The sequence below is a fragment of the Sinomonas sp. P47F7 genome (assembly GCF_049332655.1).
Taxonomy (GTDB): Bacteria; Actinomycetota; Actinomycetes; order Actinomycetales; family Micrococcaceae; genus Sinomonas.
This window is the reverse complement of record NZ_CP186327.1, coordinates 3,989,846-4,003,848: the sequence shown is the minus strand read 5'-3', so window position 1 is coordinate 4,003,848 and position 14,003 is coordinate 3,989,846. Positions and strand designations below refer to the sequence as shown.

The following is a 14,003-nucleotide window of genomic DNA, read 5'->3' as shown; positions in this document are numbered from 1 at the left end:
TGCGTGCCCGCCGCCAGCGGATGGGCGGACGCGGCACATCTGGGAGAATAGATGGGTGCCGAGCCCCACACGAACCGTCCGTACCGCCCCGACGTCTGACCCGGGGGAGCGCGGCACCGCGCGGGGTTACCGGTACGCGGCACTGGGCGCCGCGCTCGTAGTCCTCATCGCCGCGCTCGTGTTCTCGGGAGGGGCCGCCGCGCGGCAGGTCCTGGATCCGGGCGACCTCGTCCGCTGGGGCCTCCCCGTCGCGCAGGCGACCCTCAACATCTCGGTGGCCCTCGTGCTCGGCGGGCTCGCCTTCGCGGTTGCGATCCTGCCGCACCGCCGCCGGCCTGAGCGCACGAAGGCGGGCGGCGTTCGGGCGGAGGGCGCAGCGGGCGACGCCGACGAGCACCCCGCGTTCACCCTCGCCTTGCGCGTGGCGAGCGTCGCGTCCCTCGTCTGGACGGCCAGCTCGGTCGCAGTCCTCGTCTTGACCGACTCCGATCTCATCGGCCAGCCGATTTCCGGCAGCTCGGACTTCACGAAACAGCTCGTGTTCTACATGACCCAGCTCGACGTGGGCCGGGCGTGGCTCGTGACCGTGATCATCGCCGCGACCGTCGCGACGCTCCTGTTCGCCGTCCGTTCGCTCACGGGCCTTGCGCTGACGTTCCTCATTTCCGTGATCGGCCTCGTTCCCATGGCCCTCATCGGCCACTCGGCGAGCTCGAACGACCACGAGGGCGCCGTCAACTCGCTCTTCCTCCACATTCTTGGCGCGGGACTCTGGGTGGGCGGCGTCGGGATCCTCGCGCTCCTCGGCGGGACGCTCGTGGGGCGCCTCCGGTCGACGGCCGGGTCCGGTGCGGGCGTGGAGCTCACCGAGGCCGTGCTGAGGCGGTTCTCGGCGCTCGCCCTGTTCTGCTTCGTGCTCGTGGTCGTCTCGGGCATCATCAACGCGTCGCTCCGTGTGACGAGCTGGGCCGATCTGTTCGGCTCCGCCTACGGCCAGCTCGTCATCGGCAAGGTCGTGTTCGCCGTCGTCCTCGGTGTTATCGGCTTCATGCACCGGCAGTGGGTCATCCCGCAGCTCGGCCGCGGCGCTTCCGCGAAGCGCGTCCTGTGGCAGCTCGTGGGGGTCGAGGCAATCGTCATGGGCGGCGTCTCGGGCCTCGCCGTCGCGCTGAGCCGTTCGGCGCCGCCACAGCCCACGAGCTACGCACCGGACGCGACGCCGGCCTTCATCCTCACGGGCTACAACCTCCCGCCCGAACCGACGGCCGCGCGCTGGTTCTCCGAGTGGCGCTTCGACTGGCTCTGGCTCGCGGTCGCGGCCTTCGGCGCCGTCGTCTACGTGCTCGGGATCATCAAGCTGCGCCGCCGCGGCGATACGTGGTCGTGGCCGCGCAGCGCCGCATGGTTCGTGGGCCTTGTGGTCCTCACCTACATCACGAGCGGGCCGCCCGCCGTGTACGGGCGCGTCCTGTTCTCCGCGCACATGGTGGACCACATGATGCTCACCATGGTCGCGCCGCTGTTCCTCGTGCTGGGCTCGCCCGTCACGCTCGCGCTCAAGGCGCTCGCGCCGCGCCAGGACGGAAGCCGCGGCCTCCGCGAGTGGATCCTCGTGTTCGTCCACTCGAAGTTCTCGCAGCTCGTGACCCACCCGCTGTTCGCCGCCGCGAACTTCGCGGGCTCGATCATCCTCTTCTACTACTCGGATCTGTTCGGATACGCGATGCGGGACCACGTGGGCCACGAGCTCATGAACCTGCACTTCACGATCACGGGCTACATCTTCGTGCTCACCATGATCGGCTCCGATCCGCTGCCGCGGCGCGCGCCGTACCCCCTCCGGCTCGTCCTCCTGTTCGCGACGATGGCGTTCCACGCGTTCTTCGGTGTGGCGCTCATGGGTTCGAACATCCTGCTTGAGCCCACCTACTTTGGGAATCTCGGGCGCCCCTGGGGTCCGTCCGCGATCGCGGATCAGCAGACCGGCGGGGGCGTCGCGTGGGGAATCGGAGAGATCCCCACGGTCGTCGTGGCCATCGGCGTCGCGGTCATGTGGTCCAAGTCCGACGCGCGGGAGACGAAGCGCCGCGACCGCGCCGCGGATCGCGACAACGACGCCGAGCTCGAGGCGTACAACGAGATGTTCACCAAGCTCCAGCAACGCGACCGCGCCCAGGGCCGGTGAGTGTGACGCCCCGCGACGGGCGCCCCGCGACACCCGGAACAACGCCCCGCGTCCCGGGGTTGACGCCTTGGATACGTTTCATCAGTCAATTCAACCGCCAGCAAGCCAGCAAGTGAGGAGCATCCGTGACCTCCGAATCCACCGAGTCCACCAACGCTAGCGCGAGCGCCGCAACGGCCCTGAGAACAGCGCACCGCGTCCGCGCGAGCGAGCTCGCGGGCCGGGGCTGGCTCAACACGGGCGGCGCCGAGCTCGACCTCGCGGCGCTCCGCGGCAAGATCGTGCTCCTCGACTTCTGGACGTTCTGCTGCATCAACTGCCTGCACGTCCTCGACGAGCTGCGCCCGCTCGAGGAGAAGTACCGCGACGTCCTCGTGACGGTCGGCGTGCACTCGCCCAAGTTCGAGCACGAGGCCGATCCGGTCGCGCTCGAGGCGGCCGTGGAGCGCTACGAGATCCACCACCCCGTGCTCGACGACCCCGAGCTGCTCACGTGGCAGGCCTACACGGCGCGCGCGTGGCCCACGCTCGTCGTCGTCGATCCCGAGGGCTACATCGTGGCGCACCTCTCCGGGGAGGGGCACTCGGCGGGCCTCGGCGTCCTGGTCGAGGAGCTCATCGCCGAGCACGAGGCGAAGGGCACGCTCCACCGCGGCGACGGGCCCTACGTGGCGCCCGAGCCCGTGTCGCGCACGCTCCGCTTCCCGGGCCAGGCTGTGCAGCTCGAGAATGGAAACTACCTCGTGGTCGACACGGGGCATCATCGCCTCGTCGAGCTGCGCCCCGATCTCGCGACGGTCCAGCGGATCATCGGCTCGGGCACGAAGGGCTATGCGGACGGCTCGGCCGAGGCCGCGCAGTTCAACGAGCCGCAGGGCGTCGCGATCCTCCCGGCCGACGTCGCGTGGCATGCCGGCTACGATGCGGTCGTCGCCGACACCGTCAACCACCGGCTCCGCGGGGTTTCCCTGAGCTCGGGTCACGTGCAGACGGTGGCCGGCAACGGCGTCCAGCGCCTTCTCGACGCGGGCCCGGCGCGCGTTGACGGCGCGGGAGCGGGCGCGTGGGCGGCGGAGAAGGCGGGCCCTGGCGCAGGCTCCGGAGCGCACGACGGCGGCTCCCCCTCGGGCGAGCACGCCGACTACGCCGGCGACGCCGTCGACATCGGCCTCCTCGGGCACGGCACGAGCGTGTCGCTGTCCTCGCCGTGGGATGCGGTGTGGAGCGCGAAGCTGCGCAAGGTCGTGGTGGCCATGGCCGGAACCCACCAGATTTTTACCTTTGACCCCGTTACCGACGAGGTCGCGATCCTTGCCGGCTCGGGGCTCGAGGGACTCCTCGACGGCCCGGGCCCCGAGGCGTGGTTCGCGCAGCCCTCGGGCCTCGCGATCGACGCCGACGGCAACGTGTGGGTCGCGGATTCTGAGACGTCGGCTCTGCGGAAGCTCGTGCTCGGGGAGCCGGGCTCGAACGGCCGGGGCGCGAGCCCCACGAACGGCGTTCGCGTCGAGACCGCCGTGGGCAAGGGGCTCTTCGACTTCGGCTTCCGCGACGGCGCTGCGGGCCAGGCGCGCCTCCAGCACCCGCTCGGCGTCGCCGTCCTGCCCGACGGTTCCGTCGCTGTCGCGGACACGTACAACGGCGCGGTGCGCCGCTACGATCCCGCCGCCCAGTCCGTGTCGACGTTGGCGAGGGGCCTCGCGGAGCCGAGCGACGTCGTCGTCATCCAGCCGGCCGGCGAGGGCGAGCCCCGCCTCCTGGTGACCGAGTCCAACCGCCATGAGCTGGTCTTGATCTCCATCCCGAAGGACGCGCAGCAGGTCGACGAGGGTGCGAGCCAGACCCAGCGGCCTGCCTCGGCCCTCGCGCCCGGCGCGCTCGCTCTCACGGTGCGCTTCAAGGCGCCCACGGGCCAGAAGCTCGACAACCGCTGGGGCGACCCCACGCAGCTCAAGATCTCGTCGACTCCGCCGGAGTTTCTCAGCGCAGGCGGCGGGACGTCGCAGGGCCTGACGAGGACGATCACCCTGAACCCCGAGGTCCCCGAGGGAGTCCTGCACATCACCGCGCGCGCGGCGGCGTGCGACGGCGCGCCGGGCGAGGAGATCCCGGATCACGCCGCGTGCCACCTGTACCAGCAGGACTGGGGCATCCCCGTGGTGCTCCGCGAGGGCGCCGAGTCGGTCCTCACGCTCGACCTCCGCGGGATGGACTGACACCGGGGATTCCGACCGGGATTGGCGCGGACGACGGCGGGATCCCCGGCGTGTCCTGCGGCGACACGGCTCGTGGGGCGTGAGTCCCGGTCGGAATCCGCGGGGGGCCGCGTCGGCGGCCCCTGCGGGCGGGCGGGTTGAGCCGGGAATAGGATTACGGCCATGGTCCCCCGCAAGCCAAAAGGATTCGCCACGCCCACGATGAAGGACGTGGGCGTGCTGGCGGGCGTGTCGCAAAGCACGGTTTCCCTGGTCGTGAACCAGACGGGGAAGATTCCGGCGGAAACCGAGCAGCGGGTCCGGGAGGCCATCCGGCAGCTCGGATACCGTCCGAACGAGACCGCGCGCAACCTGCGGCTCCAGCGGAGCCGGACGATCGGCCTCGTCACCGACCGGATCGCGTCGTCGCCCTACGCCGGCAAGGTGCTCCGCGGGGCCGAGGAGTACGCGTGGGAGCGTGATTACCTGCTCCTCCTCGTGGATGCGAAGCAGGACACGAACATTGAGGCGGCGGCCGTGGACACCCTGCTCGCCCGCCAGGTTGACGGGCTCCTCTACGCCGCGATGTCGTGGCACGAGGTGGACACCCCTGAGAGCTTCTCCTCGCTCCCGTCCCTCCTCATCAACGCGTGGCACTCGCCGCGGCGGGCCGTGCCCGCCGTGGTGCCAGACGAGGTGGGCGGAGGGCGGCTCGCCGCGAGCGCCGCCCTCGAGATGGGCCACCGGCGCATCGCGTACCTCGGCGGACCGGCCGACGATCCCGCGCGCATCGAGCGCGAACGGGGATTCCGCGAGGAACTCGCCGCGAGGAACGTTCCCGTCAACGAGGCGTGGATCTATACGGGCAACTACCAGATGAAATCGGCCTACGCCCTCACGCACAGCATCCTCGACGCGGGCGAGGACATCACGGCGCTCGTCTGCGGGAACGACAGGATGGCCGCAGGGGCCCTCCTCGCCGCCCTCGAGCGCGGGCTCCGGGTTCCCGAGGATCTCTCCCTCGTGGGCTACGACGACCAGGAGGAGTTCGCCGACGAGGTCACGCCGGCGCTCACGACCGTCACAATTCCCCACTACGAGATGGGGCGCGTCGCGGCCGAACAGCTCCTTGAGGCACTCGAAAACGGCGAGACTCCAACGGGGGCAACGGTCCCCAGCGAGCTGATTCGCCGCGACTCGATCGCGCCTCCGCGCCACGCCTAGGCGCCTCGCACACCACCGATCTTGACACCAGCTGGGATCTACCTCACACTCGTTCATACGTATTATTCATACGTATGAACAGAGAGGTTCGATATGAGTTCCTTCCTTTCCCAAGCGGTTTCCAGACGCTCCGTCCTCGTCGGGGGAGCGGCCCTCCTCGGCGCCGCGGGCCTGTCCGCATGCGCGCCGGGCAACGCTGGCTCGGCGTCCGGATCGAAGACCCTGAACGTCGCGTACTTCGGAACGCAGCAGCAGGCGGACAAGACGGCGAAGGTCGCCGATTCGTTCATCAAGGCCAACCCCGGCGTGACGGTCAAGTTCAACGGCATCAACGGCACGGACTGGAACGACTTCTTCACCAAGGTCCTGACGCAGATCGCCGCCGGGAACCCGCCGGACATCGTCTCGGTGGCCACCGAGGGCGTGCAGCTGTTCGCCCAGAAGAAGCTCGCCCACCCGCTCGATGACTTCGTCAAGCGTGACAAGGACCAGCTCGCCCCGTACTTCAAGGACGTCCACCCCTCGCTCGTGGAAGCCATGATGTACCAGGGCAACCTGTACGAGCTGCCCACCGACTTCAACGCCGGCAACATGTACTTCAACACGTCGCTCCTGAAGAAGTCCGGCCTCGAGGTGCCCAAGGCGGACTGGACCATGGACGACTTCAAGTCCGTCGCGACGGCGATCAAGAAGAACCCCGATACCGTCCCGTTCGACTGGGTCGTCCGGCTGTGGGGCTCGTGGACCTCGTTCATGTACGCCAATGGCGGCAACCTTGTCACCGAGGGCAAGTACGACGGCGGCGACTGGCTCTGGAGCCAGTTCTACTCGGGCGATCCCGCCGCGCAGGGCCGCAAGGGCGGCTGGAAGTGGGGCGCCCCGACGGCGAACTCCGACGCCGTGGTCGAGTCGCTCGACCTCATGGTCGAGCTCGCGAACAGCGGGCTCTCGGCCAAGCCGGACGTCGGCGGCGGCTCGACCCTGCAGGGCCTCTTCTCCAACAACAAGATCGGCATGGCGATCGGCGGCGGCTTCTGGGCCGGCGGCCTGCACAACGCCGGCATGGGCCCCGACACCTTCGACGTGCAGTACTTCCCGAAGTGGAAGGTCCAGCGCCACCTCTTCGGCACCGGTGGCTACGGCATCTTCGAGTCCTCGAAGAACAAGGACCTCGCATGGGAGTTCCTCAAGTCCCTCGTCGAGCCTTCCGCGATCGAAATCCTCACGGCCGGCAACTCGACGACCCCGTCTCGCCGGTCGATGATGACTGCCGAGCGGTACGCGCCGACCGGACCGAAGAACTGGAAGGTGTTCTACGACACGCTGGACAAGCTGCCGAACACGGCGCCGATCCCAGCCCCGCCGTACTACAACGCCATGGCCAACGCGCTCAACCAGCGCACCACCGAGGCGATGTCCTCGGGCAACGCCAAGTCCGCCCTGAACGGGCTGCAGAAGGACCTCGAGACCGCCGCGGCCGCGATCGGAAGCTAGCCATGTCTCTCTCCGCAATCCGAACCGACTCCCCTGGGGCCGTAGGCCCCAGGGGATCGGGGGCCCCGACCCGACGCCGCAACGCGAATCGCGCGCACCGCCGCGAGGCCGCCTTCGGGTGGCTCATGATCGCCCTCTCGGCGCTCACGATCCTCGTGTTCACGGCCGCCCCGATCGTCTTCACGTTCGCGCTCTCGTTCTTCTCGTGGGACATCATCAGCCCGCCGGAGTTCGTGGGGCTCCAGAACTTCGCCCACCTCGCCGCCGACACCGCCGTCATCCACTCCTTCGGCGTCACGGCCCTGCTCGCGGTCCTCATCGTGGTGCTGCAGATCGTGATCGGGCTCGCCATGGCCATCCTCGTCCAGCAGCGGGTCTCGACGTGGGCGCGGTCCATCTTCCGCACCGCGTTCTTCCTGCCGCTCCTGGTCTCCGCCGCCTCGATCTCGATCGTCTTCAGCTACCTCTTCGACGATCACTTCGGCGTGATCAACTACTACCTTCAGCTCGTGGGCCTGCCCCAGATGCAGTGGCTGAGCTCGCAGGGAGGCGCCACCGCGACGATCGTCATCGTGGCCGTGTGGCAGCAGCTCGGATTCGTGTTCATCCTGTTCGTCGCCGCCCTCGGCTCGCTGCCCAAGGACGTCCTCGAGGCGGTCTCGATCGACGGCTCCGGGCCGATCCGGACGTTCTTCTCGATCAAGCTGCCCCTCATCAGCCCGACGATCTTCTTCGCGTCGGTGATCGGCCTCATCAACGCGATGCAGATCTTCGACCAGCCCTACGTCATGACCAAGGGCGGCCCCGGCGACGCGACCACCACGACCGTCATGCTCATCTACCGCACTGCGTTCCAGAACATCCAGTTCGGCTACGGCTCGGCGATCTCGGTGGTGCTGTTCGTCCTGCTGCTGGCCATCACGGGGCTGCAGTTCTACATCTCCCGGAAGTGGGTGTTCTACTCGTGAGCACAGCACGCACAACCCCCGCCCCCACCGCCCCAACCCCGACGGCCGGTGTGCCGCGGCTCGGGGCTCCCCACGCCGTCACCCGCAAGGCGTGGCGCGGGCTGGGCCTGATCCTGCTCATCATCATCGCGGCGGCCTTCGTCCTGCCCATCCTGTGGACGGTCTCGACGTCTCTCCGCACCCCCGCGGAGTCGTTCAGCAACCCGCCCCAATGGATCCCGCTGGCGCCGGTGTGGTCGAACTACTCGGCCGTGTTCGAACAGGTGCCGCTCGCCACGTTCTTCCTCAACAGCGTCGTCGTCACCGGCGCGATCGTGGTCCTGCAGCTCATCACCTCGACGATGAGCGGCTATGCGTTCGCGCTCGTGCGCTTCCGCGGCAAGGGGGCCGTCTTCGCGATGGTCCTCGCCACCATGATGGTTCCCGCGCAGACCACGATCATCCCGATCTTCATCCTCATCCGCTACCTCGGGCTCTCGGACAACCTCGCCTCTCTCGTCGTCCCGGCGATCGGCGGCGCCTTCGGAACGTTCCTCATGCGCCAGTACTTCCTCCAGATGCCCGGCGAACTCGCGGAGGCCGGCCGCGTGGACGGCGCGTCCAACTTCCAGATCTTCTCGAGGATCTACGTTCCGATCGCGCTGCCTCCCATGGCCACGCTCGCCGTCTTGAACTTCTCCGCGTACTGGAACGAGTTCTTCCGGCCGCTCATCTTCCTCCAGTCGACCGACAACTTCACCCTGCCCGTGGGCCTCGTCTCGCTCCAGGGCAATTTCGGCACCGGCAGCATCTCGATCGTCCTAGCCGGCGTCGTCGTCGCCCTCATCCCGAGCATCGCCATCTTCCTGCTCGCCCAGCGGTACTTCGTCGAGGGGATCACCGCGGGCTCGTTCCGCTGAGACCCGAGAAGCCTCCGGCGACGGATCTGACCACACGTGAAAGAAGACCATGACCCAAGACCAACCGGCAGCGCCCTTCGCCGCCGAGGCCTACCGCCCCCGCATGCACTACACCGCTGCCGACACGTGGATCAATGATCCGAACGGGCTCGTCTACGCGGACGGCGTCTATCACCTCTTCTTCCAGAACAATCCGTACGGCACCGATCACGAGAACATGTCGTGGGGCCACGCGGTCTCGCCGGACCTGATTCGCTGGCGAGACCGCCCCGTGGCGATCCTGTGCGACGAGAACGAGGCGATCTTCTCGGGCAGCGCGGTCGTCGACCACGGGAACACGGGCGGCTTTGGCGAGCCCGGCAGCGCGCCGCTCGTGGCCATCTATACGAGCCACTACACGGACGGTTCGCCGTCCGCCGGCATCGAGGCGCAGTCCCTCGCGTACAGCGTGGACGGCGGGGAGACCTGGCGAAAGTACGAGGGCAACCCGGTCCTGGACCGCGGTTCGTCCGACTTCCGCGACCCGAAGGTCTTCCGCTACTCGGACCCGTCCGGCGAGTACTGGGTCATGGTCGCCGTTGAGGCCGTCGATCGAAAGGTCGTCCTGTACCGCTCGGACAACCTCAAGGACTGGACGTATCTGAGCGAGTTCACCTCGTCGGAGCCCGTGGGCAAGATCTGGGAATGCCCAGACCTGTTCCCGCTGCCCGTCGACGGCGATTCGGACCACATGAAGTGGGTCCTGATCGTCAACATCAACCTCGAGCCGGGCGAGCGCGGATCCGAGGGGCTCTTCTTCGTGGGCGACTTCGACGGCGTCACCTTCACGGCCCTCGGTGGCCGGGAATCCGTCCACTCCGGCCAGCCCGAATGGGAGCCGCTGGACCACGGCCGGGATTTCTATGCCACGGTCTCCTTCAACGACGCGCCGGACGGCCGCCGGGTCCTCATCGGCTGGATGAGCAACTGGGAGTACGCCCGGACGCTTCCCACGGTCCCTTGGCGCGGCGCCATGACCCTGCCCCGGGAGGCGAGCCTGCACACCGCCGACGGCCGGATCGTCTTGCGTCAGCGTGCCGTCGCCGGGCTCGCGCCCGCCGGCCCGGTCCGTACCCGGGGCCTCACCGACATCCCCGCGGGCACGCACCCGCTCGGCCTCGCCTGGGGGGAGGAGCCGTGCCTCATCGAGGCAACGTTCGACGTCGGGACCTCGTCTGAGTTCGGCATCCTCCTTCGGGAGGGGGGCGCCGAGGCAACCCGGATCGCGTACGAGACGGAGCGCGGGGCGCTCGTCGTGGACCGCACGGCCTCGGGGCGCGCGGATCTCGGCCCGGCGTTTGCCTCGAAGGAGACGGCCCCGGCCGAACTCGTCGGAGGGCGCCTCGCGCTGCAGGTCTACGTCGACACCTCGTCCATCGAGGTTTTCGCGCAGGGCGGCCGCGTGACGATCACTGACCTGATCTTCCCCGACCCCTCGAGTACCGGGATCTCGCTCCACTCAGCGGGCGGAACAGCCCAGCTCATCAGCTTGACGCTGACCCCGCTCGAGGATGCCCCGATCGAGCGCACCGACGGCGAACCACCGTACGGGGAGCCTCGGGACGGGGAGCCCCAGGACGGCGAGCGCACCGACGGCGAGTCCCAAGCCGGCGAACGCAGGGGCAGGGAATCCCGGCGGCGCCTCAGCCGATCACGGGCGTCAGCGTGATCGTGGACCCGGAGACGTCCATCTTCATGGTGAACGTGAAGCCGCGGTCCACCGCGAGCTGACTCTGCCGTCCCGTGAACAGGTCGATCTGCTGCGCCGCGAGGTGGGCCTTTCCGGTGAGCGGCGCGACGATCCATTGGCCGTTGTAGGGGGTCACGCTCGCCTTCGGGTAGTCCGTGATGCCCCACGCGATCGAGCCGTCCACGATCCGGTTGCCGGTCGCGTAGGAGAACGGGCACGCCGGCTGGAGCTGCTGCTTCGACGAAGCGGCCTTGGCGCAGTCGTCGAGGAACTCCTTCGCCTTCGCCTCGATCGCGCCGGTGAGGGCGGGCGTGGCCTTCGTCTCGAGGGGGAGCTGCGCTTGGCTGTTGCGTTGCGAGGCCACGGCGGTCTTGGCGTCGGCGGCGAAGTACTGGCCGGCAAGCGAGCCGAGGTAGCTGCCCGGGTAGAACACGGGGAACGAGTTGTGCCCGGCGGGCATGTTCACGGGGGTGCCGTTGAGGGTCGCGCGGGTCGAGTTGACCACCGTGGCCTCGACGGTGGGAAGCGGCGCGGGCACGATGCTCCACTGCGGGAAGAACAGCCAGTCCGTGCCCGTCTGCTCGACGATGAAGTCGCTCGTGTAGTTCGCGCCGCCGGTCGTGAACGTGACCGGAACGTCCTCGCGGCCGTCCGCCGAGGCCTTCGGTGCGCCGACTTTGAGGTTCTGCACGCGGGACATCGAGTCGCGCAGCGGGGCGCCGTCAAGCATCGCCGCGCTGCCGGGCGGCACTTGGGCGCGGAGGGCGCCGAGGGCGCGCGCGCCGTCGCCCGCCTGCAGCGCCGCGAGGTAGGCGCGCACGGGTTGGGCGGGCCCGCTTGCCGCCTTGGCGGCGGCGACCGCGGCGATCGCCCCGGCGATGGCCAGCACGAGGGCCACTGCCCAGAGGATCGCGATGCGGGTGACGTTCGGGGGCGTGGTGGCCGAGGCGTCGTGTTCGGACACGCTGGGCGCCGTCACGTTCAGGTCCGACGGCGGGCGGTCGGGGCGTGCGCCACGCCCACGGGCGCCGCGGGTTCGTCCGTCGCACTCAGATCACGCATGCGGCCAGCCTAGCGGGCCGGGCCGGGAGCGTCCTGTCACGCGGCGCTACGGCGCCACCGCGCTACGAGAGCAACGCCGCCATGACGGCCATCGCTGGAACGGCCACGACCGTCGTGATGAGCACGGTGTCCTTCGCGACGACGAGGCCATGCTGATAGCGCTGTGCCGCGACGTACACGTTCTGCGCCGTGGGCAGCGCGGCGGTGACGACTCCGGCAAACAGCGCGTGCCCCTCGAGACCCAGGGCGAAGCGCGCGAAGAAGTACGCGATGAGCGGATGGACCACGAGCTTGAGCCCGGTCGCCAGGAGCGTGTCGGTGCGGCGACCGTCGTCGGCCTTGAGCGGGCGCGAGCTGTGCAGCGAGATGCCGAAGGCGATGAGGATCGCGGGAATCGACGCGCCGCCGATCAGGTGGATGGGCTGCATGATGAGGTCCGGGAGCTTCCAGGCGGTCGCGGCGAGAACCAGGCCGATCATGGAGCCGATGATGTTCGGGTTCGTCACGACGGGGAGCACGAACTGGAGGGCTCGGGCGGCGCCCGGCTTCGCGGTCGCCGTCGTGCCGTCGAGCATGAGCAGGTAGGACGGCGTGAACAGCGCGAGCTGGAAGATCAGCAGGGGAGCGACGTAGCTCGCGTCGCCGAGCACGAAGACCGAGATCGGGATGCCGAGGTTGGCCGAGTTCGCGATGGACGAGCTCATGGAGGCGATGAGCGCCTCGGGCACGTTCCGGCGCCGCACCCAGCGGAACACGGCCAGGGAGATGATCCCCACGAGCGTGGAGCTCACGGTGATGACGAGAAGATGCGTCGAGAAGATGGACCGGAGATCCGCCTTGCTCAGCGTCTCGAGCAGCAGGGCAGGGCTTGCGACGAAGAACGAGAGCCGGCTCAGCACACCCTGCGCGCTTTCGCCGAGCAGCTGCTTGCGGGCCATGAACCAGCCGGTGCCGATGATGGCCCAGACCACGAAGAACCCGGCGAGGACCCCTAGCACGCGCGGCCCTCGGCCACGCGGCTCAGCAATCGCTTTCTCAGGGGCACCGCCCCAGCTTAGCGGCCCCGCGCAGCGGCTTCGCGCGGCAGGGGCCGCCGAGGTGCCAGAATCGAAACACAGCGAATTGTGGGTGTCATGGACGCCGCGAAGGGAGGCAGGCATGCGAGCAACCGTCAAGGACGTGGCGCGGCTCGCGAACGTGTCCCCGAAGACGGTCTCCAACGTGGTCAACGGGACCGTCCCCGTGAGCCCGGCGACGCGCGAGCGCGTCGAGCAGGCCATGGCCCAGCTCGACTACGTGCCGAACTTCTCGGCGCGCGGCCTCCGCAACGGCCGCACGGGCCTCATTGCGTTGGCCCTCCCGGATCTCGCGACGCCGTTCTCGGCCGAGCTCGTGCACGAGGTGGTCGAGGTCGCGCACCAGCAGCGCCTCGCGGTCCAGCTCGAGGAGACCGGCAACGATCCGGAGCGCGAGCTCGAGCTCCTCACGCGCGCCCGGGCCAATCTTGTGGACGGGCTCATCCTCAACCCGGTGGCCCTCGACCAGAGCGCGATCGCGCCCGGCATGACGCTCCCGCCCGCCGTGATCCTGGGCGAGGTGCAGCAGGACATCGTCGACGGCGTGGGCGTGGACAGCGTGGGTGCCGCGCGCGCCCTCACGCGGATGCTCGCCGAGGGCGGACGACGGCGGATCGCCATCCTGGGCGTCCGGCGGCACGTGGACGCCGCGACGGCGGAGACGCGTACACGCGGCTACCGCGAGGCGTTGGCCGAGCTTGGGATCCCGTGGAACCCCGAGCTCGAGATCGCGTGCGACGAGTGGCACCCGGCCGGCGGGGCCGCGGCCCTCGAGGGCTTCCTCGAGAGACACGAGCCGCCGGACGCGCTGTTCTGCTTCACCGACAGCCTCGCCTACGGCGCCCTGTCCGTGCTCCGCGCCGCGGGTCTTTCCGTGCCCGGGCACGTGGCCGTGTCCGGCTTCGACGATCTCGCGATGAGCCCGTACGCCGCGCCCGCCCTCACGAGCGTCGCGTTCAGCCGCCGCGTCATCGCGGAGGAGGCCGTCCGGCTGCTCCAGGAGCAGATCGAGGACCGCGGCCGGGCCCCGCGCCGCGTCGTGGTGCCGTTCGAGATCCGGCGCCGCGCGAGCACGGGCTGAGGCCGGAAGAAACAAGCATGTTTGCGTTCACAATTTTCTCTTGTCAGCGGTATTACAACGATGTAGCGTGAGGCGCAGGTCACACCGACG

10 protein-coding genes are annotated in these 14,003 nt (G+C 69.2%); 8 read left to right on the top strand and 2 right to left on the bottom strand.

Annotated features, from left to right (window positions below; genetic code table 11):
• The first annotated feature begins 55 nt into the window (after nucleotides 1-55).
• From ACOKR1_RS18770 to ACOKR1_RS18740, 7 genes are all read left to right on the top strand, one after another.
• Nucleotides 56-2,185 carry a cytochrome c oxidase assembly protein gene (locus ACOKR1_RS18770; RefSeq protein ID WP_422934411.1) on the top strand — a complete coding sequence of 710 codons (2,130 nt, stop codon included), beginning with the start codon at nucleotides 56-58 and terminating at the stop codon, nucleotides 2,183-2,185.
• A gap of 125 nt (nucleotides 2,186-2,310) precedes the next feature.
• Nucleotides 2,311-4,401 carry an NHL domain-containing thioredoxin family protein gene (locus tag ACOKR1_RS18765; protein WP_422934410.1) on the top strand — a complete coding sequence of 697 codons (2,091 nt, stop codon included), beginning with the start codon at nucleotides 2,311-2,313 and terminating at the stop codon, nucleotides 4,399-4,401.
• Nucleotides 4,402-4,563: 162 nt separating this feature from the next.
• Nucleotides 4,564-5,604 (top strand): LacI family DNA-binding transcriptional regulator, encoded by a 1,041-nt coding sequence (locus ACOKR1_RS18760; RefSeq protein WP_422934409.1) that lies wholly within the window; start codon nucleotides 4,564-4,566, stop codon nucleotides 5,602-5,604.
• 93 nt (nucleotides 5,605-5,697) lie between these two features.
• Nucleotides 5,698-7,098 (top strand): ABC transporter substrate-binding protein, encoded by a 1,401-nt coding sequence (locus tag ACOKR1_RS18755; RefSeq protein WP_422934408.1) that lies wholly within the window; start codon nucleotides 5,698-5,700, stop codon nucleotides 7,096-7,098.
• Nucleotides 7,099-7,100: 2 nt separating this feature from the next.
• Nucleotides 7,101-8,066: a carbohydrate ABC transporter permease gene (locus ACOKR1_RS18750; RefSeq protein ID WP_422934407.1), complete on the top strand. Its 966-nt coding sequence runs from the start codon at nucleotides 7,101-7,103 to the stop codon at nucleotides 8,064-8,066.
• Between the two features lie 50 nt (nucleotides 8,067-8,116).
• Nucleotides 8,117-8,965, top strand: a complete 849-nt coding sequence (locus ACOKR1_RS18745) for a carbohydrate ABC transporter permease (protein ID WP_422936688.1) — start codon at nucleotides 8,117-8,119, stop codon at nucleotides 8,963-8,965.
• A gap of 49 nt (nucleotides 8,966-9,014) precedes the next feature.
• Entirely contained in the window at nucleotides 9,015-10,673 is a 1,659-nt protein-coding gene (locus ACOKR1_RS18740) for a glycoside hydrolase family 32 protein (RefSeq protein ID WP_422934406.1), read from the top strand.
• On the opposite strand, the gene ACOKR1_RS18735 is transcribed toward ACOKR1_RS18740, so the two are convergent.
• Nucleotides 10,648-11,658, bottom strand: coding sequence for a hypothetical protein (locus tag ACOKR1_RS18735; protein WP_422934405.1), 1,011 nt, complete (start codon nucleotides 11,656-11,658; stop codon nucleotides 10,648-10,650). The two genes, ACOKR1_RS18740 and ACOKR1_RS18735, sit on opposite strands and share 26 nt — an antisense overlap.
• Nucleotides 11,659-11,818: 160 nt before the next feature.
• Nucleotides 11,819-12,754, bottom strand: coding sequence for an AEC family transporter (locus ACOKR1_RS18730; RefSeq protein WP_415855681.1), 936 nt, complete (start codon nucleotides 12,752-12,754; stop codon nucleotides 11,819-11,821).
• 160 nt (nucleotides 12,755-12,914) lie between these two features.
• On the opposite strand from ACOKR1_RS18730, the gene ACOKR1_RS18725 reads away from it, so the two are divergent.
• On the top strand, nucleotides 12,915-13,913 hold the full coding sequence (locus ACOKR1_RS18725; protein ID WP_422934404.1) for a LacI family DNA-binding transcriptional regulator: 999 nt from the start codon (nucleotides 12,915-12,917) through the stop codon (nucleotides 13,911-13,913).
• The last annotated feature ends 90 nt before the right edge of the window (nucleotides 13,914-14,003 follow it).

Coding starts and splice junctions, on each gene's coding strand:
- ACOKR1_RS18760 (WP_422934409.1), top strand. CDS start 4,564: ATGGTCCCCCGCAAGCCAAAAGGATTCGCCACGCCCACGATGAAGGAC.
- ACOKR1_RS18755 (WP_422934408.1), top strand. CDS start 5,698: ATGAGTTCCTTCCTTTCCCAAGCGGTTTCCAGACGCTCCGTCCTCGTC.
- ACOKR1_RS18750 (WP_422934407.1), top strand. CDS start 7,101: ATGTCTCTCTCCGCAATCCGAACCGACTCCCCTGGGGCCGTAGGCCCC.
- ACOKR1_RS18740 (WP_422934406.1), top strand. CDS start 9,015: ATGACCCAAGACCAACCGGCAGCGCCCTTCGCCGCCGAGGCCTACCGC.
- ACOKR1_RS18725 (WP_422934404.1), top strand. CDS start 12,915: ATGCGAGCAACCGTCAAGGACGTGGCGCGGCTCGCGAACGTGTCCCCG.